Source organism: Nocardioides cavernaquae (assembly GCF_003600895.1).
Lineage (GTDB): Bacteria > Actinomycetota > Actinomycetes > Propionibacteriales > Nocardioidaceae > Nocardioides > Nocardioides cavernaquae.
The window spans coordinates 1,878,332-1,904,151 of the sequence record NZ_QYRP01000002.1; the positions used below are offsets into that span (position 1 = coordinate 1,878,332).

Here is a 25,820-nt window from a genome sequence, read left to right on the forward strand (position 1 = left end):
TTAGATGCGCAAGCAACATTTGCGTAAACATAAGATGCGGATGCATCTGCTATCGTGGCGGCATGTCCTCCGCACGCTCCGATCGCGCACCGTCGTCGACCGACGAGCGCCTTGCCGACGAGTGGCACCAGCTGATGGGCCGCTACCAGCGGCTGATGTGCGCGCTCGACCGCGAGCTCGGCGCGGCACACGGGCTCACGGCCAGTGAGTTCGAGGTGCTCCAGCAGCTCCATCGCGCCGACGAGTGCAGCATGCGCCTGCGCGAGCTCGGCGAGGGCGCCCATCTCAGCCAGAGCGCCCTGTCGCGACTGGTCGCGCGGCTGGAGAACGACGGCCTGCTCGAGCGGCGTACGTGCTCCGAGGACCGGCGCGCGCAGTACGTCGGGCTGACGGCCGCTGGGCGCGATCGTTACGCCGATGCGCGGCCGACGCAGCGCCAGGTGCTGCGCGAGAACGGCACCGACTGCCTCGCTCGGGACTGAGCCGGGGCGTGGGCGCCGGGTTGTCCCGAGCCCGCGTCATGATGGGGACATGAACGAGCACCTGGCTTCGCTTCGTGCGGAGTATGCCGCCGCCGGGCTCCACGAGTCCGGGATGCCGGCCGATCCGATCGAGATGTTCCGCCGCTGGTTCGCCGATGCCGGCGAGCTCGACGAGCCCAACGCGATGATCCTCGCCACGGTCTCCGCCGAGGGCCAGCCGTCGAGCCGGATCGTGCTGCTCAAGGGACTCGACGCGCGGGGGTTCGCCTTCTACACCAACCAGCGCTCGCGCAAGGGCCTCGAGCTCGCCGCCAATCCGCGCTGCGCGCTGCTGTTCCCGTGGCACGGGCTCCAGCGCCAGGTGCGGGTCGAGGGGGTGGCCGTGCCGCTCGCCGACGCCGAGGTCGCGGCGTACTTCGCGAAGCGGCCGCGCGGGGCTCAGCTCGGCGCGATGGCCTCGCCGCAGTCGCAGGTCGTGAGCCGCGAGGAGCTCGACGCGCGCTTCGTCGCCGCCGACGCGGCGTACCCGGACGAGGTGCCGGTGCCCGACGGCTGGGGAGGGTACGTCGTCGAGCCGACGCTGGTGGAGTTCTGGCAGGGCGGGGTCAACCGCCTGCACGACCGTGTGCGCTACCGCCTCGCCGGCGCCGGCGAGGGGGAGGAGTGGGCCCTGGAGCGCCTCGCGCCCTGAGGCCCGGGTCGCCCCCAATCCACTTGATGAGTGAGTGCTCACTCACTTACACTGGTTGGCATGTCCAAACGAGCTGCACCGATGGCGCCCGACGACCGTCGGGCCGCCCTCATCGAGGCGACCCTGCCGCTTCTCCGTGAGCACGGCCGCGCCACCACGACCCGTCAGGTCGCCGAGGCGGCAGGTGTCGCCGAGGGCACGATCTTCCGGGTCTTCGCCACCAAGGACGAGCTCTTCCTGTGCACGCTGGAGAAGGCGTTCGACCCGACCGAGCTGATCGAGAAGCTCGAGGCGGTCGACCCCGCCGCCGACCTGCGTGAGCGGCTGCTCGCCATCGTCGGCGTCTTCCAGGACCGCTTCGCCTCGATCTTCGAGCTGATGTCGATCATGGGGATGACCCAGCCTCCGCTGTCGGTCAAGCAGCAGGGGGACTGGCGGCGACGGGTCAACGAGCTCACCACGGCGCTGATCGAGCCCGACGCGGACCAGTTCCGGATCCAGGTTGACGAAGTGGTCCGGCTGGGCCGCCTCCTCACCTTCTCCGGCAGCCACCCCCACATCTCCGAGGGCCGGCTGCTCACCCCCGACCAGATCGTCGACGTCGTGCTCCACGGCACGCTGAAGGAGACCGACTGATGCTGCTCCGCCTCATGCGCAGTCACCTGCGCCCCTACCTGCCCTGGCTGGCGATCGTCGTCGGGCTCCAGTTCGTCGGCACGCTGGCGATGCTGTTCCTGCCCAGCTTGAACGCCGACATCATCGACCGCGGCGTGGCGCTCGGCGACAGCGGCTACATCGTGCGCATCGGTGGCGTGATGCTCGCCGTCTCGCTGGGCCAGATCGCATGCAGCATCATCGCGGTCCGCTACAGCGCCCGCGTCGCGATGAGCTTCGGGCGCGACGTACGCCGCGACCTCTTCCACCGCGTCGGCGACTTCTCCAGCCAGGAGATCTCGCAGTTCGGTGCGCCGAGCCTGATCACGCGCGGCACCAACGACGTGCAGCAGGTGCAGATGCTCGTCCTGATGTCCCTGACCATGCTGGTCTCCGCGCCCATCATGATGCTCGGCGGCATCGTGATGGCGATGCGCGAGAACTTCGGTCTCTCCTGGCTGCTCGCGATCTGCGTGCCGGCGCTGCTGGTCACGGTCGGCTTCATCGTGAGTCGCATGGTGCCGGGCTTCAAGCTGATGCAGGGTCGCATCGACACGATCAACCGGATCCTGCGCGAGCAGATCACGGGCATCCGCGTCGTACGCGCTTTCGTGAGGGAGCCCGACGAGCGTGCCCGCTTCGGGCGGTCCAACGCCGAGCTGACCGCGTCCGCGACCTCGACGGGTCGGTGGATGGGCAGCATGTTCCCTGCGGTCATGCTGATCATGAACGTCTCGATCGTGGGGGTCTACTGGTTCGGCGCGCACCGGATCGACGAGGGCCAGATGGAGATCGGCGCGCTGACCGCCTTCATGAGCTACCTGATGCAGATCCTCATGTCGGTGATGATGGCGACCTTCATGCTCGTGCAGGTGCCGCGCGCGGCGGTCTGCGCCGACCGCATCGTCGAGGTGCTCTCGACGGAGCCGTCCATCGTGCCCTCGGCGTCACCGGTGGTGCTCGCGGATCCGCGGGGCGAGGTCACCTTCGACAACGTCTCCTTCGCGTACCCGGGTGCCGTTGACCCGGTGCTCACCGGCATCTCGTTCACTGCCCGTCCGGGGGAGACCACCGCGATCGTCGGCTCGACCGGTGCCGGCAAGACCACGCTGATGGACCTCGTCCCGCGCCTGTACGACGCGACGTCGGGCGCGGTGCGCATCGACGGGATCGACGTGCGTGACCTCGACGAGGAGTCGCTGTGGGGCCTGATCGGCCTGGTGCCACAGCGGGCGTTCCTGTTCAGCGGGACGATCCGGTCGAACCTCTCCTATGGCAGGGCGGACGCGTCGGACGAGGAGCTGTGGGCCGCGCTGCGCATCGCCCAGGGCGAGGACTTCGTGCGCGCCATGGCCGAGGGCCTCGATGCCCCGGTCTCGCAGGGAGGGACCAACCTCAGTGGTGGGCAGCGGCAGCGCCTCGCCATCGCGCGAGCTCTCGTGCGTCAGCCACTGATCCACCTCTACGACGACGCCTTCTCCGCGCTCGACGTCGCCACCGACGCCCGACTGCGCCGGGCGCTCGGGCCGGTCACCGCCGCCGCGACCGTGATCGTGGTGGCCCAGCGGGTCAGCTCGATCCTGGAGGCCGACCAGATCGTCGTACTCGACGACGGGCGGGTGGTCGGTCTCGGCACCCATGCGTCGCTGATCGAGGACTGCCCGACCTACCAGGAGATCGTCACGTCCCAGCTCACCGCGGAGGAGGTCGCATGAGCGGCACGATGAAGACCACCGAGCGCATCGTCGCTCCCGGCGGGCCCGGTCGCGGCGGCCCGTTCGGAGGTGGCATGGTCGCGCAGAAGTCCCTTGCCTTCGGGCCGTCGGCCAAGCGGCTGTTCCGCCGGATGGCTCCGCAGCGGCTGCGCATCATCGGCCTGCTCGTCCTCGGCGTGGCGTCGGTGGCCTTCATGGTCGTCGCGCCGAAGATCCTCGGCCACGCGACGGACCTGATCTTCAACGGCGTCCTCGGTCACAGGATCGGCGACGCCGGCACCACCAAGGAGCAGGCGATCGAGGGCTTGCGTGCCACCGGTGACGACAAGATGGCGGACATGCTCTCGGGCATGGACGTGATCCCCGGCGTCGGCGTGGACTTCGGCGCTGTCGGGCTCACCCTGCTGGTCGTGCTCGGCGTCTACGTCGCGGCTGCGCTCACCGGCTGGATGCAGGGCTGGCTGGTCAACGACCTGGTCCAGAAGACGGTCTCGGAGCTGCGTGACGAGGTCGAGGACAAGCTGCACCGGTTGCCGCTGAGCTACTTCGACAAGCAGCCGCGCGGCGAGCTCCTGTCGCGCGTGACGAACGACATCGACAACGTCGCCCAGTCCCTGCAGCAGACGCTCTCGCAGTTGCTGACGTCGCTGCTCACCGTGGTCGGCGTACTCGCGATGATGCTGTGGATCTCGCCCCTGCTGGCGCTGATCGCCCTCGTGACGATCCCGCTCACGCTGGTGATCAGCAAGCAGGTCATGGGCCGCTCGCAGGGTCTCTTCGTCGACCAGTGGCGCCGCACGGGCACGCTCAACGCGCACATCGAGGAGACCTTCTCCGGCCACGCGCTGGTGCGGGTCTACGGTCGCCGCCCGGAGGTCGAGCGCACCTTCGCCGAGCAGAACGAGGGGCTCTACCAGGCGTCGTACGGCGCGCAGTTCGTCTCCGGGCTGATCATGCCGATGATGATGTTCGTCGGGAACCTGCAGTACGTCGCGATCGCGGTCGTCGGCGGTCTCCGGGTGGCCAGTGGCTCGATGTCGCTCGGCGACGTGCAGGCCTTCATCCAGTACTCCCGCCAGTTCACCCAGCCGCTCACGCAGGTCGCCTCGATGGCCAACCTGTTGCAGTCGGGTGTCGCGTCGGCCGAGCGGGTCTTCGAGCTGCTCGACGCACCGGACGAGTCTGCTGAGCCCTCCGGTGAAGGTGGCGCTGTGCTGTCGCGGGGTGCTGTCGGGTTCGAGGACGTGTCGTTCTCCTACGATCCGTCGCGGCCGTTGATCGAGGGCCTCTCGCTCGAGGTCGCTCCCGGTCAGACAGTGGCGATCGTGGGCCCGACCGGCGCCGGCAAGACCACGCTGGTCAACCTGATCCTGCGGTTCTACGAGCTCAACGGCGGCTGGATCACGCTTGACGGGGTCGACATCGCCACGATGCCGCGCCCGGTGCTGCGGGACCGGATCGGCATGGTCCTCCAGGACACCTGGCTCTTCGAGGGCACGATCCGGGAGAACATCGCCTACGGCCGTCCTTCGGCTTCGGAGGCGGAGATCCTCGAGGCGGCCCAGGCGACGTTCGTGGATCGGTTCGTCCACTCCCTGCCGGACGGGTACGACACGGTGCTGACCGGCGAGACCGGTGGCATCTCTGCTGGTGAGCGCCAGCTGATCACGATCGCGCGCGCGTTCCTGTCCGACCCTGCGCTGCTGATCCTCGACGAGGCCACCTCGTCGGTCGACACCCGCACGGAACTGCTGCTCCAGCACGCGATGGCGGCGCTGCGCTCCGACCGCACCTCGTTCGTGATCGCGCACCGGCTCTCCACCATCCGCGACGCCGACCTGATCCTGGTGATGGAGGCCGGCCAGATCGTCGAGCAGGGCACGCACTCCTCGCTGCTGTCGGCGGACGGGGCGTACGCCGCGCTCTACCGCTCGCAGTTCGAGGCGCCCGTGGAGGAAGCCGTCTGACCCCGCCGAATGGCCAGGTTTGGCGTGCCGAGCCGTCAGGTGTGGCGCGCCGAAAGGTCAGGTTTGGGGTGCCGAAGGGTCAGTTTCGGCGCTCGCCAGAAAACCGGTCGACGGCCTGCCGGGCGCGGCGTACCGTCGAAGGACACGGGAAAGGAGGTGATCGACGCAATGCATGCTTCGAGGACACGTGAGGTGGCTGCGCGCTAGCAGCCGATGCTCTGACTCCGGTCGGCATCGCCTCTTGCGAATCCACCGCAGTCCCCGCGACCCGCAGGCCCCGGCTGTTGTCCTGGCCGGACAACACAGGCCTGCGGGTCGTTCCCATTTCGCCAGCGCTGACCTTTCGCGCCGCCAAACCTGGCCTCTCGGCATGCCACACCTGACCTCTCGGCGGGCCACGACCAACATCTCGGCGGGGGAGCGGGACGGGCGTCACAAAGGAAAAGGTTGCGGAGCGCAACCAAATCTGCAATCGTTGACTTTGACAACGACTTTGCAGGAGAACCCGTGAGCACCGCAGCACCCCAGAATGACCTGGCGCCGACCGCCATGACCCACCGCGAGGTGCTGGAGGCGATGTCCGGGCTGCTGCTCGCGATGTTCGTCGCGATGCTCTCCTCGACGGTCGTCTCCAACGCCCTGCCCGTGATCGTGGGCGACCTGCACGGCACCGAGTCCGGCTACACGTGGGTGATGGTCGCGACGCTGCTCGCGCTCACTGCGACGACCCCGATCTGGGGCAAGCTCGCCGACCTCTACAACAAGAAGGCGCTCGTCCAGATCGCCCTCGTCGTGTACGTCGCGGGGTCGGTCCTCGCCGGTTTCGCGACCTCGATGGAGATGCTGATCGGCGCCCGTGTGGTCCAGGGTCTCGGCGTCGGCGGCCTCACCGCGCTGGTGCAGATCGTCATCGCCAGCATCGTCTCGCCGCGTGACCGCGGGCGCTACTCCGGCTATCTCGGTGCGACCTTCGCGGTCGCCACCGTGTCCGGGCCGCTGATCGGCGGACTGGTCGTGGACACGCTCGGCTGGCGCTGGTGCTTCGGAGTTGCCGTCCCGTTCGCGGTCCTGGCCTTCGTCGTACTCCAGCGGACCCTGCACCTGCCGACGGTCCGCAACGACGCCAAGGTCGACATCCTCGGCGCGACGCTCATCGCAGCCGGCCTGTCGATCCTGCTGGCCTGGGTCTCGCTCGCGGGCTCGAGCTTCGCGTGGGCCTCGGGCACGACCGCTCTCATGGTCGGTCTCGGCGTGGCCGCACTCGTCGCGCTGGTGTTCGTCGAGTCCCGCGTTGCCGAGCCGATGATCCCGCTGCACCTCTTCAAGAACCGGACCGTGACCCTGTCGGTGATCGCCAGCCTGAGCGTGGGCGTCGCGATGTTCGGCTCGACGGTCTTCCTCTCGCAGTACTTCCAGCTCTCGCACGGGCTCACCCCCACCGAGGCCGGCCTGATGTCGCTGCCGCTGGTCATGGGCCTGCTCGTGGCCGGCATCGGCAGCGGCCGACGGATCAGCCGCACGGGCCTGTGGAAGAACGTGCTCATCGTCGGCTCGTTCGTGCTCGCGGTCGGCGTCGCGCTGCTCGGCACGATCGATGGCTCGACCCCGCTGTGGGTGGTCAGCATCTGGATGACGATCACCGGCCTCGGACTCGGCGCGATCCAGCAGAACCTGGTTCTCGCCGTACAGAACTCCGTGCCGCACAGCGAGGTCGGCGCGGCATCCTCGTTGGTCGCGACCTTCCGCACGATGGGTGGCGCGGTCGGTGTCGCCCTGCTCGGCACCGCGATGAGCCACCGCGTGACCGACCACGTCGCCGCCGGGTTCGCGAAGCTCGGCCTCGTGCTGCCGCACGAGGGTCACCAGGAGATCCCCGACCTCTCCACCTTGCCGCCGGCGGTGCGTGCTGTGGTCACCAGCGCCTATGGCGAGGCCACCGGTCACGTCTTCCTGCTGATGATCCCCGCCGCGGTCATCACGGCTGCGCTGGTCTGGCTGTTCCGTGAGGTGCCGCTGCGCTCCACGATCCACAGCGACGAGGAGCTGGAGGCACTCGCATGAGCACCCAGCCACTGCTCGCCCTCGAAGCCCAGATGCGGTTGATCGGCCGTCGCGTACGCCGCGTGGCCGCGGACCGCGCGGCGGCGGTCGACCCGTCGCTCGGCGAGGTCGGGTACGCCGTGCTCGAGAGCCTGCACCGCCTCGGTCCGTCCCGTCAGCGTGACCTCGTGTCCGGTCTGTGCGTCGAGAAGGCAGCAGTGAGTCGAGCGGTCACCCAGCTGGCCGAGCTCGAGCTGGTCGAGCGGATCGACGATCCCCATGACGGTCGTGGCCACCAGCTGACGCTGACGAAGCTCGGTGCCCGCCGGATCGGTGGCGTGCTGGCCGATCGCCGCGCGATCTACGCTGCCCGGCTGGCGGACTGGTCGCCCGACGAGATCGCTGCGTTCGTGGTGATGCTCGAGCGCTACAACGCCGCGCTCGAAGGCTCGGGCCACCAGAACTGACCTCTCGCCGCACCAAAGGTGGCCTTTCGGCCCGCCAAGCCTGGCCTTTCGGCTGGGGGAGAGGGAGAGTGGGAAGGGGTCAGGGGCGGTGGAGCCAGGTGGCGGTGTTCGCGTCGCCGGGCCGGGCCTTCGGATCTGAGCCGCTGCACAGCAGGACCGTGGCTCCCGCGAGCAGCCGGTCCCGGTGCTCGGCCGCGATTGGCTCGCTGCCGGTGTTGAGGTGGCAGACCAGCGGCCCACGGCGGATCACCAGCTCGTCCTCGGTGCCGGAGACGTGCAGCTCGGGCTCGACACCGGCCAGCTCGGACAGCAGATCGTGGCGGACCGCGAGTGCGCGGCGTACGAACTCGAGTGTCGACGAGTCGTCGCCGGTCTGGGCCTCCACGGAGAGCTCGGCCCACGACGAAGGCTGGGGCAGCCAGGGCTGACCGTCGCCGGGCCCGAACCCGTACGGCGGCGCGGCCCCTGACCACGGGATCGGCACGCGGCACCCGTCGCGTCCGCCGCGACCGGGCACGTTGGCACGGGGGTCCTGGCGCAGCTCCGGCGGGACGTCGACCTGGGGGAGGCCGAGCTCCGCCCCTTGATAGAGGTACGCCGAGCCCGGCAGCGCCAGCATCGTCAGGAACGTCGCGCGCCACCGCTCGACCCCGACAGGACCACCGCCGTAGCGGGTGACCGCCCGCACGACGTCGTGGTTGCCGAGCACCCAGGTCGGCGCGGGCACGGCTGCGAGCGTCTGCTCGATCACCCCACGGAACGCCGAGGCCGAGAACGGCGCCGCGAGCCAGTGGAAGTTGAACGCCTGCTGCAGCTCGTCGGGACGGACGAAATCGGCGATGTCGCCCGGATCGCGCACCCACGCCTCGGCGATCGCCATGCGCTCGCCCGGGTAGGAGTCGAGCAGCTTGTGCCAGCCGCGGTAGACCTCGTGGACCTCGGGCTGGTTCCACATCGGGGTGTGGCTCGGGCGCTGGGTGATCAGTGACTCGCCCGGGTCCGCGGACTCGCCCGGTGCCAGCGTCTGGTCCGGCAGGCCGTCTGCCTTGAAGAGCCCGTGCGCGACGTCGATGCGGATGCCGTCGACGCCACGGTCCAGCCAGAAGCGCAGCACACCGTCGAACATCGCCGGGACATCCGGGTTGTGCCAGTTGAGGTCGGGCTGGCTGGTGTCGAAGAGGTGGAGGTACCACTCGCCAGGGCCGTCCGGCCGTTCCGGATCGGTGGGAACGCGGGTCCACGCCGGCCCCTCGAAACGGGAGATCCAGTTGTTGGGCGGGCCTTCGACGCCGTCGGCCCCGATGCGCCCGGGCCGGAAGAGGTAGCGGTCCCGCTCCGGGCTGCCCGGCCCCGCCGCGAGCGCGTCGACGAACCACGGGTGCTCGCTCGAGGTGTGGTTCGGCACGAGGTCCACGATGACCCGCAGGCCGAGCTCGTGGGCGCGCTCCAGCAGCGCGTCGGCGTCGGCCAGCGCACCGAACAGCGGGTCGACATCGCAGTAGTCGCTGACGTCGTACCCGGCGTCCTTCTGGGGGGAGACGTAGAACGGCGTGATCCACAGGGCGTCGACACCGAGGTCGCGCAGGTAGGGGAGCCGACTCGTGATGCCGGGCAGGTCGCCGACGCCATCACCGTCGGAGTCAGCGAACGAACGGACGTAGACCTGGTAGCAGACCGCGTGCAGCCACCAGGGCGTGGACGACGAAGCCGCTGTCCCAGCAACAGTCTCAGCCATGGCTCGACTCTGTCATGCGCCCATGAATACGGCAGGATGGGGTCCGTGAGCGATCTCATCGACACCACCGAGATGTACCTCCGGACGATCTACGAGCTCGTCGAGGAGGACATCGTTCCCCTGCGCGCACGCATCGCGGAGCGCCTGCACCAGAGCGGCCCGACCGTCTCGCAGACCGTGGCCCGCATGGAGCGCGACGGCCTGCTCACGGTCGAGGGCGACCGCCACCTCGAGCTCACCGAGGAAGGCATGCGCCTCGCCACTCGGGTCATGCGCAAGCACCGGCTCGCCGAGCGCCTGCTCACCGACGTCATCGGGCTCGACTGGGAGCTCGTGCATGCCGAGGCCTGCCGCTGGGAGCACGTCATCTCCGAGACCGTCGAGCGCCGGCTCATCGAGCTGCTCGACCACCCCACGGAGTCGCCCTACGGCAACCCGATCCCGGGCCTGGATGAGCTGGGCGAGACCGAGACCGGCGACGGTTTCATGACCGGTGTCGAGCCGCTCTCCGCGATCACCGGCCCCGGCGAGCAGCGGGTCCACGTCCGTCGCATCTCCGAAGAGGTGCAGAAGGACGAGGCGCTCATGGCGGCTCTCCGCCGTGCCGGCGCCCTGCCCGACAAGACCGTGACCGTTGCCGTCACTCGTGAGGGTGTGCTGGTCGGCTCTGGCGGCGAGACCGCCGAGATCGTCCTCGAGGCGGCCGACCACATCTTCGTCACTCGTCGGTAGCGCCTGCGCGGTCAGCTGCCGTAGCGGAGCTGGGCTCGCGCCCGGGCCTTTTGCGCCTCCGCTTCGCGGTCCTTGGGCGGGGCAGTGGTCACGAGCTTCTCCAGCAGGTGCGCGGTGATGTGCGCGATCTCGTGAACGGCCTCGTCAAAGGCAGCCTGGTTGGCCTGCGACGGCTTGACGGTGCCGCTGACCTTGCGGACGAACTGCAGCGCAGCCGCAGTCACCTCGTCGGGGGTCGCGGGCGGCTCGAAGTTGTTCAGTGGGCGAATGTTCCGGCACATGCCTCAAACGGTACGCCGCGAGTCGAGTGCGCAGGTGGCTCCAGTCGCCAGGGCGCTGCGCACTCGACTGCCGGTCAGAGCGCCAGGAACTCGGCGCTGCTCTCGGTGACGAGGACGACGCGGCCATCGGGGAGCGGGACGGTGCGCAGCGCTGCCACGTCGGCGTACCCCTCGGTGCCCTTGACGTTGCGGCGGTCGATCGAGCCGTCCTTGGCGACCTCGAGCACGGAGATCCAGGCGGTCATGCCGCCGGCGCGGCCGTAGCGGGAGATCACGGTCAGCGCGGTCTGCTGGTCCGGAAGCCAGGTGAACTGGCGCGGGTCCTGGCCGGCGCGGACCTCGATGTTGGTGGAGTACTTCTCCACGCCGAGCTGGCGCGGCTTGCGCAGGTCGGCGAGGTCGAAGACGGCCACCTGGCCGCCGCGCGTCATGCCGCGGTTGTCGGCATCGACCCCGAGGCCGAGGATCCGGTCCTTGCCGATCGGGTGGAGGTAGTCGGAGTAGCCGGGGATCTTCAGCGAACCGACCTCCTTCGGGTGCGCCGGGTCGCTCAGGTCGATCGCGTAGAGCGGATCCACCTGCCGGAACGTCACCAGGATCGCCAGGTCGTCGAACCAGCGCACGGACATGATCTGCTCGTTGACGCCGAGCTTGTCCACACGGCCGAGGGGGACCAGGTCGCCGTCCTCCTCCTTCAGCGTGACGATCGAGTTGGAGTTGCCGGTCTCCGAGGACGGACCCGCGGCGACCCGCAGCGTCCCGTCGACGGCGTCCATCGACCAGCGGTCGCGGACGGTGCCCTCGACCTCGCCCGACCCGACGTACGCCGCAGTGGGGCCGTCGAGCGCGAACGCGTGGAGCTGGGTGGTGCCGTCGTCCGGCGAGCCTCCGCCCCAGCCCGGGGGTGCGACGCGGTCGACCAGGACGTCGCAGCACCCACCGCGCCAGCCGAAGGAGGCCGAGGTGGCCAGGTAGAGCCGGTCGGTCGAGGAGTAGACGGTCTGCGAGGAGGTCGCGACGCCCGTCGTCGAGCGGTCGGTCGGAGTCGACGGGTCGTAGCCGACGACGGAGACGCTGCCGCCGCCGGTGAAGTCCTCGGGGCGGCTCATGTCGCTGCAGTCGACGAGCTGGGCGGCGTCGCCTGCGGCCCCGTCGGCGGTGTCGCGCACGGCCGGGAGCCACTCGTCGATGGTCGACTCCGCGAGCACCTTGCGGTTCTCCTTCAGCGCTTCGCGCTGGGTGAACTTGCCCTGCGGCTGCACGAAGTCCAGCTGGGGCAGATCGGTGGCGAGGACGAGGCGCACCGTCTCGCCGTACTGGCGCGCGGAGAGCAATGACGCGTCGTACCGGGACTCTCCGACCACCTCCGGAGACTTCGGGTCGGAGAGGTCGACGGTCTGCACTGTGGTCTGGGGGCCGTCCTGGTTCCACTGCTGCGAGAACACGACGACCCGGTCGCCGACGAGCAGCATGTCCGGCTGCAGGTCGCCGCGGTGGGTGCCCGGGAGGTCGAGGCGGCTCAGCCGTTCGGGGGTCTTCCCCGCCACGGAGTACGTCGTCAGGTCGTCGCCGTCGAGGCGGATCAGGATCTTGCCGTCGGTCTTCACGACGTCCGGCTCGTCCACCCCGGACTCCTGCACGTTGGTGCCGGTCTCGCTGGAGCTCTGCGAGCCGTCGAGGGCCTTGCCGGCAGCCGCGGCGACGGGTGCGTCAGCCACGGAGTTGAGGTTGTCGAGGGCGAAGGTCCGGCGTTGCATGTTCACCCAGGGCCCGCCCCCCTCGGCGTAGATCATCCCGCCGCCCCAGCCCCACGCGGTGACCATGTCGCGGGTGTTCTCCTGGTACCAGCCGAGCAGGTCGTCGCAGGTCCCGGCGGACACCAGCGCGAGGTCGCCGGAGCCCAGCGGATCGCCGGCCTTCGCCACGCGCTGCACGGGCTTGTTGCTGCTGCCCGGGGCCGGGGACGGGTCGTCGCCGACGTTGGCGCCGAGGGCGAACGCGCCACCGAGTGCGGCCACGGCGACACCGGCAGCCAGGCCGCCCCGGACGAGGGTGCGTGAGGTCAACATGTCAGTGGGACGCGGGGGACCGGGGTCCGGTTCCCCGGGCGCGAGGAGTGGGGCAGAGTGGGGTCATGAGTCGCGACTTCGACATCGTCCTGTTCGGCGCCACCGGCTTCACCGGTGGGCTCACCGCGGAGTACCTCGCCCGCAACGCCCCGGCCCGCCTGACGTGGGCGATCGCCGGTCGCAGCGAGGCGAAGCTGGCCGCGGTGCGTGAGCGGCTGGCCGCCATCGACCCGCGCCTGGAGACGATGGACGTCCTCGTTGCCGACGTCACCGACGAGTCCGCGCTGCGCGCGGTCGTCGAGCGCGCGAAGGCCGTCATCACCACCGTCGGGCCGTACCTCGAGCACGGGGAGCCGCTGGTCGCGGCCTGCGCGGCTGCCGGCACCGACTACGTCGACCTCACCGGCGAGCCCGAGTTCATCGACGAGATGTACGTCAGGCACCACGCCGCCGCGGAGGCCTCCGGCGCGCGCATCGTGCACGCGTGCGGCTTCGACTCGATCCCTCACGACCTCGGCGCGTTCTTCACCGTCCAGCACCTCGATGCGAGTGGGCCGGTGACGCTGCGCGGCGTCGTACGGTCGAATGCGACGTTCTCCGGCGGCACCTTCCACTCGTTCCTCGGCTCCGCGCCGCGTGCCCGGCAGATGCGTGCGGCCCACCAGGCGCGCAAGAGGGCCGAGCCGAAGCTGCTCGGCCGCAAGAGCCGCGCGGTCACCGGCAAGCCGCACCGCGACAAGCTGCTCGGCTACTGGCTGCTCCCGCTGCCGACGATCGACCCCGGTGTCGTCGCGCGCAGCGGTGCCGCGCTGAAGTCCTACGGTCCCGACTTCCGCTACTCGCACTACGCCGGCACCAGGACGCTGCGGTACGCCGCGGGCGGCGCCGCCGGCTTCGCGGCTCTGGCGGGAGCTGCCCAGGTGAAGCCGCTGCGTGAGTTCCTCGGCCGGAAGGTCCCGCAGGGATCGGGCCCGGACGAGGCTCGCCGCCGGAAGTCGTGGTTCACCGTCGACTTCGTCGGCGAGTCCGCGGGAGAGACCGTGCACACCCGAGTGTCCGGCGGCGACCCCGGCTACACCGAGACCTCGAAGATGCTCGCGGAGTCCGCCCTGTGCCTGGTCCTCGACTCGAACCCGCCGACCGCCGGCATGGTCACCACCGCCCAGGCGATGGGGGAGAACCTGCTCAGCCGGCTGCGCAAGGCGGGCATCAAGTTCGAGCTGGTGCGCTGAGCCCTGATGAAGTGCCTGTGGTGCCCCAGGCAAGAGTCGAACTTGCGACCTTTCGCTTAGGAGGCGGCTGCTCTATCCACTGAGCTACTGGGGCGGGTCGTGCGGGCGGGCCCGTCGCGACGGCGTACATCCTCGCACGCGAAGCGCGTGGGCTCGCTGCGGGCGGCGATCTCCGCATTTTGTCCGTTCTCAGGTTCACCGGAGAGAATCGTCACAAGGTCGGTCGATAGCCTGCCCCGGAGGTCTGCAACAGCGGGCCGGGAGACGTCAGAGAGAAGAGCCCGTTGAGCGACGAGAACGCCGTGGCCCGCCACCGGGCCGACGCGCTCCCGAGGCATCGGATCGCGAAGGCGTTCAGCTACGGCATCGTCTTCCTGACTGTCGGCGTGATGCTCTTCGTCTCCTACACGTACCGGACGCTCAACGGGAACCTCAACGTCGTCTCCATCGAAACCCTGACCAACAGGCCCGTCAAGGAGAAGGTCGAGGGCGACCGCCAGCCGATCAACGTGCTGGTCATGGGGTCGGACTCGCGCGATGGCGCCAACAACATCGACGGGCTGACCGGCGGCGGGCAGCGCTCCGACACCACCATGCTGCTGCACCTCTCGGCCGACCGGAAGCAGGCCTACGGCGTCAGCCTGCCGCGTGACGCGATGGTCGAGCGGCCCGAGTGCAAGAAGAAGAACGGCGACGTGATCCCGGGCGGCTTCGCCATGTGGAACGACGCCTTTTCCTACGGCGGTCCGCTCTGCACGGTGCAGCAGACCGAGCAGCTCACCGGCATCCGCATCGACCACTTCGTGGTTGTCGACTTCAGTGGCTTCAAGGACATGGTCGACGCTGTCGACGGCGTGGAAATCTGTGTCCCCGAAGAGGTCAACGACACCCACGGCAACATCCACCTCGACGCCGGCCGCCGCGAGGTGCGGGGCAAGGAGGCGCTCGACTACGTGCGGGTGCGGTCCAACATCTCCGCCAACGGCGACATCGGCCGCATGAAGCGCCAGCAGGTCTTCATCGCCTCGATGGTCAACAAGGTCCTGAGTGGCCAGACGCTCGGCAACCCGGTCCGGTTGATCAACTTCCTCAAGGCCGCCACCAAGTCGCTCACCGTCGACAAGGCGATGGGCAACCTCAAGGAGATGGCGGACCTGGGTGCGCAGTTCCGCGACATCAAGCTCAGCGACATCAAGTTCATCACCGTGCCGTGGAGCTTCTGGCCGGAGAACCCCAACCGGCTGATCTGGAAGACCGAGGAGTCCAAGGAGCTGTGGCGCAAGATCCGCAAGGACCTGCCGCTGAGCAAGCGCCTGTCGTCCGAGGCGGTGACCGCCGACGAGTCGCCCGGCGCGAGCGACAAGCCGTCTCCGTCGAGCTCGCCCAGCTCGTCCCCGTCCGACGAGCCGTCTGACGAGCCGACGAAGTCGGCCGAGGAGATCGCCGAGGAGAACGGGCTCTGCGCATGAGCGACGAGACACCCGCCGTCGAGTCCGGCGCTGAGCCGGCTGCTGAGTCCTCCGCTGGGTCGGTCCCTGCGAAGGAGCCGGCATGGAAGCGACGCGCCCGCCTGGCCGCCGTCTTCGGTGACGTCCTGCCTGAGTCGACCCGCGACGACCGCGATCCCGACGCCTCGGGCGATGCCGGCACGTCCGAGGCCTGGCTCAAGCGGCAGGTGCCGCCGCACCACGGCTGAGGCTTCTCGCGCTCGGGTCGCGTGCCTGTGGAGGAGCGCGGCGAGCGATCGTGGATCCGTCCTAGCGTCGCGGCATGGAGAACCCTGATCCGCGCGCCTCGTTCCGCGTTCGCGTCGAGACCCTGCGCCACGGCGTACGCCGGGTGGTGCTCGGGCACCGGCGGTTGCTGGCCGCCGTGCTCGTCTGCCTTGCTGCGTTCGCAGCGCTGCGTTCGGTGGCACCGCCACCTGCAGAGACCGTGACGGTGCTGCGGGCGGGCAGCGATCTGGCTGCGGGCACGGTGCTGGCCGACGACGACCTGGTCGAGGCGGCCGTGCCGCCCGACGACGTGCCGGACGGAGTTGTGGGCTCCCCGGTCGGGCGCCAGCTGGCGACTCCGGTCCGGCGCGGCGAGGTGATCACCGAGGTGCGGGTGGTCGGGCCGGGCCTGCTGAGGGGAGCTGATGGTCAGGTGGCGCTTCCCGTGCGGATCACCGATGGCGACACGGTGGCGTTGCTCCGGGTGGGGGATCGCATCGATCTCCTCTCGGGTGATCCGGCGAGCGCCGAGCCAGTGGGCGTGACGGTGGCCCGCGGCGTGCGCGTTCTGGCGCTGCCTGCGATCGATGGCGCGAGCCAGTCCGCTGTGGCATCCCGTGGACGCATCGTGGTCATTCAGGTGTCACCGGCTGTGGCCGAAATCGTTACGGGTCACGCCGCGCGTGGCCTTCTGAGCGTCGCCATCGACGGATAAGGTGCTGGCCACCACGTGTTCCCAGTCGCTCGGATGGCTGGGGGCCTCCCGCGTCTCGAAGGAGATCAACGCATGTCCGGTTTCAAGAACTTCATCCTCCGCGGCAACCTGATCGAGGTTGCTGTCGCGTTCATCATGGCGACGTCGTTCGGCCTCGTCGTCACGAGCTTCGTGGCTTGGCTGACGGCGCAGATGCCCGAGAGCGCTGCGGACTACTTCTCCAACAAGGAGAACTCGTTCGGTGCGTTCCTGAACGCTGTCATCTCGTTCGTGCTGCTCGCCGCGGTCGTCTACTTCTTCATCGTGGTGCCCTACACGAAGGCCAAGGAGAAGTTCTTCCCGGCCGAGGCCGCGGGCCCGTCCGAGCTGGACATCCTGACGCAGATCCGCGACTCGCTCGCCAAGTGATCCACTGATCCACTTCTCCACGGGCCGTCAGGCTCCAGCTTTCGAGAGGCCCGTCTCCCCGCCGGGGAGGCGGGTTTCTCGTTTTCCCGTATCATTGGCAGTCGGCTGGCCGGAGTGCCAGCCACCTGCGTGACACGAACAGCACCGACAGCCGCCGAACCGTCCGAGAGGAGCGCCTCGTGCCGACCTACCAGTACGCCTGCACTGAGTGTGACCACGCCTTCGAGCAGGTCCAGAGCTTCTCCGACGACGCGCTCACCGTCTGCCCCGACTGCGGTGGCAAGCTCCGCAAGGTGTTCAGCGCCGCGGGCGTGGTCTTCAAAGGCTCGGGCTTCTACCGCACCGACTCGCGCAGCTCCAGCTCGAGCAGCAGCCCGGCGAAGCCCGCCGCTCCTGCCGCCAGCAGCTGACCAGACTTGACCTGTCGAGGCGCCAGACCTGGCCTCTCGACTCGCCATTGGTGACCTTTCGGCGGTGAGAAGCGTCAGAAGCGGGTGAGGGCTGACGGCGTTACCGCGGCTGTGACCGGTCGGTCGTGGGGCTCGGACGGCACCGATGCGAGCAGCTCGCCGTCGTGGAGCAGGACGCACATGAACGTCCCGACGGGCACGCGGCCGAGCGCCCGGTCGTAGGAACCTCCGCCGCGCCCCATGCGGATGCCGTCTGCTCCGACCGCCAGCCCCGGCACGAGGACGACGTCGGCGGTCGCGATCGCATCGACGCCCAGGCGCTCGCCGGTGGGCTCCAGCAGCCCGCGCGGGGCGGGACCCAGCTCGCCGTCGTACGCCGCCCAGTCGAGGTCGTTGTCCGCCAGCAGCACCGGGAGGATCACGCGCTTCCCGCTTGCCCTGAGCGCGTCGAGCAGCACTGCGGTGCCGGGTTCGCTGCCGAGCGACACGTACGCCGCGACCGTGGCCGCCCGGCGTACCTCGGGAGCGGCGAGCAGCAGCTCGGCGGTGGCGCGGGCACCCGTGGCAACCGCGGACAGGGGGAGCTGTCGACGCGCGGCGAGCAGCTGGTCGCGCAGCGAGGTCTTGGCGGCGCGCAGCGCCGGGCTCTGGTCTGGTCCGGTCCCGGCGGCGTACTCCGACATGCGGACCAGACTAGGGGTCCCGCCCGCACGTCCTCGCCGATCGGCCTACGATCGAGGGTATGGCTAGTAAGGCGCTGGATCGAGCCCGCAACAAGATGAGCGATGCCGGCGTGGATCCCACGGCGATCGAGGTCTTCGCCCACTACTTCCGGCTGCTGGAGCTCGGTGAGACGGGGAAGATCCCCGAGTCGACCATCGAACCGCACGAGATGGACTCGCTCGCGGACGTGACCGTCCCCGACGACGTGGCGACCGAGGCGATCCGGCACACCGCGGTGATCAAGCTCAACGGCGGCCTCGGCACGTCGATGGGCATGGACCGCGCGAAGTCCCTGCTCTGCGTGCGCCGCGGCCTCTCGTTCCTCGACATCATCGCCCGGCAGGTGCTCCACCTCCGTGCCGAGTACGACGCGCCGCTGCCGCTGATGTTCATGAACAGCTTCCGCACGAGCGCCGACACCATGGCCGCGTTGGAGCGCTACGACGCCCTTCCGGTGGAGGGCCTGCCGCTGGAGTTCCTGCAGAACAAGGAGCCCAAGCTGCTGGTCGGCTCGCTCGAGCCGGTCCGCCACGACAAGGACCCGAGCCTCGAGTGGTGTCCGCCCGGGCACGGCGACCTCTACACCGCGCTGCTCGGGACGGGCCTGCTCGACAAGCTGATTGACGCGGGCTACCGCCACGTCTTCGTCTCCAACTCCGACAACCTCGGTGCCGTCCCGGACGCCCGCGTCGCGGGCTGGTTCGCGCAGTCGGGCGCGCCGTTCGCGATCGAGGCGGTCCGCCGCACGCCGAGCGACCGCAAGGGCGGCCACTTCGCCCGCCGCAAGGTCGACGGGCGCATCGTCCTGCGCGAGTCGGCGCAGACCCTGGACAGCGACCGCGAGGCGCTCGCCGACCTGGCTCGCCACCGCTACATGTCGACCAACAACCTGTGGTTCGACACCGCTGCGATGAAGGCAGCCCTCGTCGCCCGCGACGGCGTGCTCGGGTTGCCGCTGATCCGCAACGAGAAGAGCGTCGACCCGGCCGACCCCTCGACGCCGAAGGTGATCCAGATCGAGACGGCGATGGGTGCCGCGATCGAGATCTTCGACGGTGCGACCACGATCGAGGTCGGCCGCGACCGCTTCGTCCCGGTGAAGACCACCGACGACCTGCTGGTCCTCCGTTCCGACGTCTACGACATCGGCACCGACTTCGTGCTCGACCGGGCTGCGGCCGACGTGCCCTACGTCGGTCTGGACCCGGACTTCTTCCGGTTCGTGGGCGAGTTCGACAAGCGCTTCCCGGACGGCGCTCCCTCGCTGCGCGAGGCGACCAGCTTCGTCGTCGACGGCGACTGGACCTTCGAGCGGGGAGTCCAGGTCAAGGGCGAGGTCGCCCTGCAGAAGCCTGACGTCGCGCGCCGCGTCGCCGCGGCCTCCGTCCTCGGCCCCGAGGACTGACCGGGATGGATGCTTGCGGCGCCGGGCGCTCCGCCACGCCCGTTGACGACCATGTCGCGCGGATCCTGGCGGCGGTCGAGCCGCTGCCCGCGGTCGCGGTGCCGGTCCTCGACGCGCTCGACCTGACCCTGGCCGAGGACGTGCGGGCCGCTGTCGCCCTGCCGACCTTCGACAACTCCGCGATGGACGGCTACGCCGTGCACTGGCACGACGTCGCCGACGCCCGCTCCGATGCCCCGATCCACCTTCCCGTCGTCGGCGCGATCGAGGCCGGTGCCGCGGCGCTCTCCGAGCTGGTCCCGGGGACCGCGATCAAGATCATGACCGGCGCTCCCGTGCCGCCCGGTGCGACCGCCGTCGTCCCCTACGAGTGGACTGACCGTGGCGCGCAGGAGGTGCTGATCCACCAGGCGCCGCGCGAGGGGGCCAACATCCGTTCCCGGGGCGAGGACGTCGAGGTCGGCGACCTGCTCGTCGAGGCCGGCACGGTTCTCGGCCCGCGCCAGATCGGGCTGCTGGCTGCCGTCGGCCAGGCCCGGGTCAGTGCCCGTCCGCGTCCACGCGTGGTGATCCTGTCCACCGGCAGCGAGCTGTGCGAGCCCGGCCACCCGCTGGGACCCGGGCAGATCTACGAGTCCAACTCGTACATGCTCGCTGCGGCAGCGCGCGCGGCCGGTGCCTCGGCGTACCGGGCGAGCTCGGTCTCCGACGATCCCGACGCCTTCCTCGAGCGACTGACCGACCAGCTCGTCCGCGCCGACATCGTGGTGACCAGTGGTGGCGTCAGCCAGGGCGACTTCGACGTCGTGAAGGCGGCACTCTCCGGGCTCGGCACCGTCTGGTTCGGTGACGTCGCGATGCAGCCGGGCAAGCCACAGGGCTTCGGCACCGTCGGGGACGACAGCACGCCGGTCTTCACGCTGCCGGGCAACCCGGTCTCGGCGTACCTCTCCTTCCAGCTCTTCGTCCTGCCCGCGATCCGCACGATGCAGGGCAAGGCACGCGCCTCGATGCCGCAGCGGACGGCGCGCTGCACGAAGGGCTTCACCTCGGCCGCCGGCAAGCGCCAGTTCGTCCGCGGCTCGTACGACGCGGCGCTGGTGGCACCCGTCGGCGGACACGGCTCGCACCTGCTCGGCGACCTGGCCGCGTCCAATGCGCTGATCGTGGTGCCCGAGGACGTCACCGAGGTCGCGGCTGGCGATAGCGTGCAGGTCATGTTGCTGGATGTGGACTTCTGATGGGCGGCCAGACTGATGGGCAGGGCCTGACCCATGTCGACGAGACCGGTGCCGCGCGCATGGTGGACGTCTCGGAGAAGGCCGTCACCACCCGCGTTGCCACCGCTTCGGGTCGGGTCCTGGTCTCGCCGACCGTAATCGGTCTGCTGCGGGGTGAGGGAGTGCCCAAGGGCGATGCGCTGGCCGTTGCCCGCATCGCCGGCATCATGGGCGCGAAGAAGACCCCCGAGCTGATCCCGCTGTGCCACCCGCTCGCGGTCTCCGGAGTCACCGTCGACCTGTCGGTCGCGGATGACGCTGTCGAGATCAGTGCGACCGTGAAGACCACCGACCGCACCGGTGTCGAGATGGAGGCCCTGACGGCCGTTGCGGTTGCGGGGCTGACCGTGATCGACATGGTCAAGGCCGTCGACAAGGCCGCGACGATCACCGACGTGCGCGTCGACACCAAGACGGGCGGCAAGTCGGGGGAGTACAGCCGGGCGGAGCAGGCAATCCAGCATGGTCGGCCGGTGGCGGAGTGAGCGCGCCCAAGGCCTTCGTCGTCATCGCCTCCAACCGCGCAGCGGCTGGTGTCTACGAGGACGAGACCGGTCCGGTGATCGTGGAAGCCTTGCAGGGTTGGGGATTCGACGTCGCGTCGATCGTCGTGCCTGACGGCAAGCCCGTGAAGGAAGCCATGCTGAAGGCCCTCTCGCGTGGTGCCCGCGTGATCCTCACCTCCGGTGGCACCGGCCTGACGCCGACCGACAAGACGCCCGAGATGACGCGCCCGCTCATCGACGTACCCGTACCCGGCCTGGCCGATGCGATCCGCATGCGCGGCATCGCCAACGGCGTACCCACCGCAGCCCTGTCGCGCGGGCTGGCCGGCATCTCCGGCAACTGCCTGATCGTGAACCTCCCCGGTTCGAAGGGCGGCGTGAAGGACGGGCTCGCCGCGCTCGACGGGGTCCTGATGCACGCCGTCGAACAGATCACCGGCAGTGACCATTGACCCCGCCTCCATGAGGTGGCCCGTCACGCTTCGTCACGGGCCCCTCGTGCTGCGCCCCCTCGTCGTCGGCGACGGCCGCGCCTGGCGCGAGCTCCGCTCCCGCAACGCCGACTGGCTGCGGCAGTGGGAGGCGACGATGCCGCCCGACAGCGGATCCCGGCCGACGACGTTCCGTGCGCTGGTACGCCGCCTCGGGCGCATGGCGCGCGAGGGGCAGGCGCTGCCCTTCGCGATCGAGGTCGACGGCGAGTTCGCCGGCCAGATCACCGTCAACAACATCGTGCTCGGATCGGCGCGGTTCTGCTCGGTGGGCTACTGGATCGGCCAGGAGTACGCCGGCCGGGGGCTGGTCCCACTCGCCGTCGCGATGGTCGTCGACCACCTCTTCCTCATCGAGCGGCTGCATCGCGTCGAGATCGCGATCCGTCCGGAGAACACCAACTCCCTGCGGGTGGTGGAGAAGCTCGGCATCGAGCGGTGTGGCCTGGCGCCGCGCTACCTGCACATCGACGGGGCCTGGCGTGACCACGTGCTGTTCGGGATCACTGCCGAAGAGGTGCCCGGGGGACTGGTCCGAAGGCTGCTGAACGGGTTCTGATCCCAGTTGTCACACAAGTGATTTTGCGACACACCTATGGACTTGCGCCCCATCCTGCGCTACCGCTTCTAATCTCGGACACGTGGACCTGACCCCGTTTATCTTCGTAGCTCTGGTTGTGGCCTGGGCGGTCTATCTGATTCCCCAGGTGCGCCGACACTCAGACGAGGTGTCGAGCAGTCGATCCGTCGACCGGTTCTCCTCCACCATGCGGGTGCTCGCCCGCCGGGAGACGGCCGAATCCCGAGTTGTCGTGACGCCGGCTCGCGCCGGTGCTGCGCCGGTGGTCACCACCAAGGCCCAGTCGTCTCCGGGTCAGTCCTCCGCTACGCCCGCCTCGTCTCCGGGGCCCTCGCGTCGTCCGTCGGCTGCGCAGATCCGCGCGCGCCGCGCGGCTGCGAAGAAGGCTGCCCAGCGCCGCCGTCGGGTGCTCGGCACGATCGTCACCCTCAACGTCATCGTGGCGGCCGTCGCCGCGTTCGGTGTCATCGGCTGGGTCTGGCAGGCGGCTCCGGCCACCCTGCTCGTCGCCTGGCTGGTCACCTGCCGCCTGATGGTCCGCTCCGAGCAGGCGCAGGCCACCTGGGCGCCGGTCCGGATCAAGATGCCGACCTCCCTCGCGGAGACCGCGGCCGAGACCGAGAGCGTCGCAGGCGCGGTGCCGGCCGACATCGCCGTCGAGCGCAACGACCAGGGCTTCGACGAGGTCGGCTCCGACGCCGACACCTCGACGATCCCGGCCATCCGCGAGCCGCTCTGGGACCCGGTCCCGACCACGCTCCCGACCTACGTCAGCAAGCCGGCGGCCACGCGTCGCACGGTGCGCACGATCGACCTGGGTGCCCCCGGCACCTGGACGTCGGGCCGCACCGAGGAGTCCTCCGCGATCGCCCGCGAGGCCGACCAGGCCGAGCGCGACGCGAAGGTCTCTGCCCGCCAGCGTCGCGAGCAGCGTCGTACCGGTTCCTGAACCCCGGATTGGGATCACCCCTCGGGCTGGTGCTATCTTTTCGTCTCGCATCGCAGCACTTGCAGCGATGCAAGTTGGGGGTGTGGCGCAGCTGGTAGCGCGTCTCGTTCGCATCGAGAAGGCCAGGGGTTCGAGTCCCCTCACCTCCACCCAAGAGCAAACCGCCCGCCACCTGTGAAGACAGGTCGCGGGCGGTTCGCATTGCTGGCCACGTTCAGCTGGCCAGGTTCAGATGGTGGCGGCGTCGATCACGAACCGGTAGCGGACGTCCGAGGCCAGGACCCGTTCGTACGCCTCGTTGACCTTGTCTGCGGAGATGATCTCGATCTCGGAGCCGATGCCGTGCTCGGCGCAGAAGTCGAGCATCTCCTGGGTCTCTGCGATGCCGCCGATCATCGAGCCGGCGAACGAGCGCCGACCGGTGATCAGCGAGAAGACGTTCACGCCCAGCGGCTCGGCGGGAGCACCGACGTTGACCAGGGTGCCGCCGACGGCGAGGAGCCGGAGGTGGGCATCGACGTCGATTGCGGCGCTGACGGTGTTGATGATCAGGTCGAACGAGCCCGCGAGCTGCTCGAAAGTGGTCGGGTCCGACGTCGCGTAGTAGTGGTCGGCGCCGAGCCGGAGGCCGTCCTCCTGCTTCTTCAGCGACTGCGACAGGACGGTCACCTCCGCGCCCATGGCGTGGGCGATCTTGACCGCCATGTGGCCCAGCCCGCCGAGGCCGACGACGGCGACCTTCGTGCCGGGGCCGGCGTTCCAGTGCCGCAGCGGGGAGTACGTCGTGATGCCGGCGCACAGCAGCGGTGCGGCGGCTGCCGGGTCGATGCCGTCGGGCACAGAGACGACGAAGTCCGCGTCGACGACGACGTGGGTGGAGTAGCCGCCCTGGGTGGTGGTCCCGTCGCGGTCGGTCGCGGCGTACGTCCCGACCATCCCGTTGAGGCAGTACTGCTCGTCGCCGTTGCGGCAGTTGGCGCACTCGCGGCAGGAGTTGACCATGCAGCCCACGCCGGCGCGGTCGCCGACCTGGTGCTTCGTCACGGCCGGTCCGACCTCGGTGACGGTGCCGACGATCTCGTGGCCGGGCACGACGGGGAAGGGCTGCGGGCCCCAGTCGCCGTTGACGGTGTGGATGTCGGAGTGGCAGATGCCGGCGTACTCGATCGTGATGAGGACGTCGTTCGCGCCGACCTTGCGGCGCTCGATGGTGGTGGGAGCCAGCGGCTGGCCGGCGGCGGGTGCTGCGTAGGCGTTCACGCGCATGAGTGGACGTTTCCCTTCGGGGAGCGATGGGGGGGGTCAGTGGTTCTTGTGGTGCGTGAGCTCGTCGATGAGGGCGCGGGACTCCGCCGAGAGACGGTCGGCCGCTGTGATGTCGCCCGCGGCCACGGCGGACCAGTAGGCGACCTTCAGGCTCACGTAGCGCTGCCGGAGCTTGAGGTGTTCCGCCTCGCGCTCCAGTCGCGCCGCCTGTGCCTCGAGCAGGGCCACCTGTTCGGCGGCCGCCTCCGGTCCACGGTGCCCGTTGGCGACGTACTGCTTCATGTCGCTGACGGACAGGCCGGTCGCGGAGAGGCAGGCGACCCAGGTCAGCTGGTCGAGGTCGTCCTCGTCGTAGACGCGGTGGCCACTGCTCGCGCCGCGGCTGACCGGCGCGATCACGCCGATCGACTCGTAGTAGCGCAGCGTGCTGGCGGGAAGGCCGCTCAGTGCGGCGGCCTCCTTGATCGTGTAGGTCCTGCGGGTCGCGATCGAGCTCACGTCCATGACGCTAGGAACTTCAAGTACTTGAAGTCAAAGCCCCTGGCGCGGTCCTCGGTCTCGAGGGGCCCGGCCTTCGTCGTTCCTGGGGTCAGGCGTCCTTGAAGGCGCGGTGGACCGCACGCCCGACGAACTCGCCCAGGTCATCGGGGCCCCAGTCGTTGGACTCCTCGAGCACGGAGCGGACCGCTGACTCGCACGAGGCGAGGAAGAGCTCGATCAGCACGGGGAGCTTGCGGTCGAGGTCCGGCGTCTGCCACCACAGCTCCATGGCGGGGGCGATCCAGGCCGTCGTCTGCTCGGTGACGTGCGCGCGTGCTGCGCGGAAGCGTTCGGCGACGGCCAGGTCGGGCTCGCCGGAGAAGACCAGTCGCCAGGTGTCGGGGGAGGCCGTGACGGTCGCCAGCAGTGCGCGGAAGCCGATCACGAATGCTTGCTCGGAGTCCGCGGCGCCGCCCGAGCTGTGCAGTGCGTCGAGGACTCCTGCGACGAGCAGGGGCACCTCGCGGTCCAGCAGGGCCTCGACCATCTCCACCCGGTCGGAGAAACAGGCGTAGACGACAGGGCGGGTCACGCCCATCTCGGACGCGACGGAACCGATGGTCACCGCGCCGATGCCCTCGCGGACCGCGATCGTCAGGGCAGCATCGAGCACCTGGGGGCGTCGTCGCTCGGGCCCCAGGTGGGGCGCGCGCTCACGCGGGCGGGGGCCCGTGCTGGGCCGGGTGCTGGCAGGCATGGGCAGATCCTAGTGGCGGGAAATGTTTCCTACATCACCGTAGCAACTTCCTACATCAATGTATTAATGT

General features: G+C 69.7%; 27 protein-coding genes and 2 tRNA genes. 21 read left to right on the forward strand and 8 right to left on the reverse strand.

Annotated elements, in window-relative coordinates; genetic code table 11:
• Positions 1-62 precede the first annotated feature (62 nt).
• The 7 genes from D4739_RS09155 to D4739_RS09185 all read left to right on the forward strand — a co-directional run bounded on the left by D4739_RS09155 (position 63) and on the right by D4739_RS09185 (position 8,016).
• The gene (locus D4739_RS09155; protein ID WP_120060337.1) at positions 63-482 is read left to right on the forward strand and encodes a MarR family winged helix-turn-helix transcriptional regulator; all 420 of its coding nucleotides are present in this window, start codon (positions 63-65) and stop codon (positions 480-482) included.
• Positions 483-531: 49 nt separating this feature from the next.
• Positions 532-1,173, forward strand: coding sequence for a pyridoxamine 5'-phosphate oxidase (pdxH, locus tag D4739_RS09160; RefSeq protein ID WP_120060338.1), 642 nt, complete (start codon positions 532-534; stop codon positions 1,171-1,173).
• 60 nt (positions 1,174-1,233) lie between these two features.
• On the forward strand, positions 1,234-1,809 hold the full coding sequence (locus D4739_RS09165) for a TetR/AcrR family transcriptional regulator (RefSeq protein WP_238473589.1): 576 nt from the start codon (positions 1,234-1,236) through the stop codon (positions 1,807-1,809).
• Positions 1,809-3,542 (forward strand): ABC transporter ATP-binding protein, encoded by a 1,734-nt coding sequence (locus D4739_RS09170; RefSeq protein WP_120060340.1) that lies wholly within the window; start codon positions 1,809-1,811, stop codon positions 3,540-3,542. Before D4739_RS09165 ends, D4739_RS09170 begins: the two co-directional genes overlap by 1 nt.
• On the forward strand, positions 3,539-5,509 hold the full coding sequence (locus D4739_RS09175; RefSeq protein ID WP_120060341.1) for an ABC transporter ATP-binding protein: 1,971 nt from the start codon (positions 3,539-3,541) through the stop codon (positions 5,507-5,509). The genes D4739_RS09170 and D4739_RS09175 overlap by 4 nt, the downstream gene beginning before the upstream one ends.
• Before the next feature lie 507 nt (positions 5,510-6,016).
• Entirely contained in the window at positions 6,017-7,570 is a 1,554-nt protein-coding gene (locus tag D4739_RS09180) for an MDR family MFS transporter (RefSeq protein WP_238473590.1), read from the forward strand.
• On the forward strand, positions 7,567-8,016 hold the full coding sequence (locus D4739_RS09185) for a MarR family winged helix-turn-helix transcriptional regulator (RefSeq protein WP_120060342.1): 450 nt from the start codon (positions 7,567-7,569) through the stop codon (positions 8,014-8,016). Before D4739_RS09180 ends, D4739_RS09185 begins: the two co-directional genes overlap by 4 nt.
• A gap of 79 nt (positions 8,017-8,095) precedes the next feature.
• Here D4739_RS09185 and D4739_RS09190 read toward each other — a convergent pair whose 3' ends face one another.
• Positions 8,096-9,751, reverse strand: a complete 1,656-nt coding sequence (locus D4739_RS09190) for a glycoside hydrolase family 13 protein (RefSeq protein ID WP_120060343.1) — start codon at positions 9,749-9,751, stop codon at positions 8,096-8,098.
• Positions 9,752-9,796: 45 nt separating this feature from the next.
• Here D4739_RS09190 and D4739_RS09195 point away from each other — a divergent pair, with 45 nt between their 5' ends.
• The gene (locus D4739_RS09195) at positions 9,797-10,483 is read left to right on the forward strand and encodes an iron-dependent transcriptional repressor DtxR (RefSeq protein WP_120060344.1); all 687 of its coding nucleotides are present in this window, start codon (positions 9,797-9,799) and stop codon (positions 10,481-10,483) included.
• Between the two features lie 11 nt (positions 10,484-10,494).
• Here D4739_RS09195 and D4739_RS09200 read toward each other — a convergent pair whose 3' ends face one another.
• Both D4739_RS09200 and D4739_RS09205 read right to left on the reverse strand, forming a co-directional pair.
• Complete coding sequence (locus D4739_RS09200) at positions 10,495-10,764, reverse strand: DUF2277 domain-containing protein (protein ID WP_120060345.1); 270 nt, start codon at positions 10,762-10,764, stop codon at positions 10,495-10,497.
• Between the two features lie 74 nt (positions 10,765-10,838).
• On the reverse strand, positions 10,839-12,833 hold the full coding sequence (locus tag D4739_RS09205; protein WP_120060346.1) for a beta-propeller domain-containing protein: 1,995 nt from the start codon (positions 12,831-12,833) through the stop codon (positions 10,839-10,841).
• A 65-nt stretch (positions 12,834-12,898) separates the two neighbouring features.
• On the opposite strand from D4739_RS09205, the gene D4739_RS09210 reads away from it, so the two are divergent.
• Entirely contained in the window at positions 12,899-14,065 is a 1,167-nt protein-coding gene (locus D4739_RS09210; RefSeq protein ID WP_120060347.1) for a saccharopine dehydrogenase family protein, read from the forward strand.
• Positions 14,066-14,083: 18 nt separating this feature from the next.
• Here the strand turns inward: D4739_RS09210 and D4739_RS09215 are convergent.
• A tRNA-Arg gene (locus tag D4739_RS09215) sits at positions 14,084-14,159 on the reverse strand.
• A gap of 190 nt (positions 14,160-14,349) precedes the next feature.
• Between D4739_RS09215 and D4739_RS09220 the strand changes: the two genes are divergently transcribed.
• From D4739_RS09220 to D4739_RS09240, 5 genes are all read left to right on the forward strand, one after another.
• Positions 14,350-15,534 (forward strand): LCP family protein, encoded by a 1,185-nt coding sequence (locus D4739_RS09220; RefSeq protein ID WP_238473591.1) that lies wholly within the window; start codon positions 14,350-14,352, stop codon positions 15,532-15,534.
• Positions 15,531-15,761 (forward strand): hypothetical protein, encoded by a 231-nt coding sequence (locus D4739_RS09225; protein WP_120060348.1) that lies wholly within the window; start codon positions 15,531-15,533, stop codon positions 15,759-15,761. Before D4739_RS09220 ends, D4739_RS09225 begins: the two co-directional genes overlap by 4 nt.
• A 74-nt stretch (positions 15,762-15,835) precedes the next feature.
• A complete protein-coding gene (gene cpaB, locus D4739_RS09230; protein ID WP_120060349.1) occupies positions 15,836-16,495 on the forward strand; it encodes a Flp pilus assembly protein CpaB in 660 nt (219 codons plus the stop codon).
• A 72-nt stretch (positions 16,496-16,567) separates the two neighbouring features.
• Entirely contained in the window at positions 16,568-16,903 is a 336-nt protein-coding gene (locus D4739_RS09235) for an MscL family protein (protein ID WP_120060350.1), read from the forward strand.
• Between the two features lie 179 nt (positions 16,904-17,082).
• On the forward strand, positions 17,083-17,313 hold the full coding sequence (locus D4739_RS09240; protein WP_120060351.1) for an FmdB family zinc ribbon protein: 231 nt from the start codon (positions 17,083-17,085) through the stop codon (positions 17,311-17,313).
• A 74-nt stretch (positions 17,314-17,387) separates the two neighbouring features.
• On the opposite strand, the gene D4739_RS09245 is transcribed toward D4739_RS09240, so the two are convergent.
• Positions 17,388-17,996, reverse strand: coding sequence for a 5-formyltetrahydrofolate cyclo-ligase (locus D4739_RS09245; protein ID WP_120060352.1), 609 nt, complete (start codon positions 17,994-17,996; stop codon positions 17,388-17,390).
• A 59-nt stretch (positions 17,997-18,055) separates the two neighbouring features.
• Between D4739_RS09245 and D4739_RS09250 the strand changes: the two genes are divergently transcribed.
• The 7 genes from D4739_RS09250 (at position 18,056) to D4739_RS09280 (ending at position 23,396) form a co-directional block, all read left to right on the forward strand.
• Positions 18,056-19,441 carry a UTP--glucose-1-phosphate uridylyltransferase gene (locus tag D4739_RS09250; RefSeq protein ID WP_120060353.1) on the forward strand — a complete coding sequence of 462 codons (1,386 nt, stop codon included), beginning with the start codon at positions 18,056-18,058 and terminating at the stop codon, positions 19,439-19,441.
• Between the two features lie 5 nt (positions 19,442-19,446).
• Complete coding sequence (gene glp, locus D4739_RS09255; protein WP_120060354.1) at positions 19,447-20,682, forward strand: molybdotransferase-like divisome protein Glp; 1,236 nt, start codon at positions 19,447-19,449, stop codon at positions 20,680-20,682.
• Entirely contained in the window at positions 20,682-21,206 is a 525-nt protein-coding gene (moaC, locus tag D4739_RS09260; RefSeq protein WP_120060355.1) for a cyclic pyranopterin monophosphate synthase MoaC, read from the forward strand. Before glp ends, moaC begins: the two co-directional genes overlap by 1 nt.
• The gene (locus D4739_RS09265; RefSeq protein WP_120060356.1) at positions 21,203-21,679 is read left to right on the forward strand and encodes a MogA/MoaB family molybdenum cofactor biosynthesis protein; all 477 of its coding nucleotides are present in this window, start codon (positions 21,203-21,205) and stop codon (positions 21,677-21,679) included. The genes moaC and D4739_RS09265 overlap by 4 nt, the downstream gene beginning before the upstream one ends.
• A gap of 46 nt (positions 21,680-21,725) precedes the next feature.
• On the forward strand, positions 21,726-22,277 hold the full coding sequence (locus tag D4739_RS09270) for a GNAT family N-acetyltransferase (RefSeq protein ID WP_274380483.1): 552 nt from the start codon (positions 21,726-21,728) through the stop codon (positions 22,275-22,277).
• A gap of 82 nt (positions 22,278-22,359) precedes the next feature.
• Entirely contained in the window at positions 22,360-23,247 is an 888-nt protein-coding gene (gene sepX / locus D4739_RS09275) for a divisome protein SepX/GlpR (RefSeq protein ID WP_476638909.1), read from the forward strand.
• A 76-nt stretch (positions 23,248-23,323) separates the two neighbouring features.
• Positions 23,324-23,396: transfer RNA gene (locus D4739_RS09280), tRNA-Ala, on the forward strand.
• 79 nt (positions 23,397-23,475) lie between these two features.
• Here the strand turns inward: D4739_RS09280 and D4739_RS09285 are convergent.
• The 3 genes from D4739_RS09285 to D4739_RS09295 form a co-directional block, all read right to left on the reverse strand.
• Positions 23,476-24,513 carry an NAD(P)-dependent alcohol dehydrogenase gene (locus D4739_RS09285; protein ID WP_120060359.1) on the reverse strand — a complete coding sequence of 346 codons (1,038 nt, stop codon included), beginning with the start codon at positions 24,511-24,513 and terminating at the stop codon, positions 23,476-23,478.
• A 36-nt stretch (positions 24,514-24,549) separates the two neighbouring features.
• Positions 24,550-25,017, reverse strand: coding sequence for a MerR family transcriptional regulator (locus D4739_RS09290; RefSeq protein ID WP_420799018.1), 468 nt, complete (start codon positions 25,015-25,017; stop codon positions 24,550-24,552).
• Between the two features lie 85 nt (positions 25,018-25,102).
• On the reverse strand, positions 25,103-25,750 hold the full coding sequence (locus D4739_RS09295) for a TetR/AcrR family transcriptional regulator (RefSeq protein WP_120060360.1): 648 nt from the start codon (positions 25,748-25,750) through the stop codon (positions 25,103-25,105).
• Positions 25,751-25,820 lie beyond the last annotated feature (70 nt).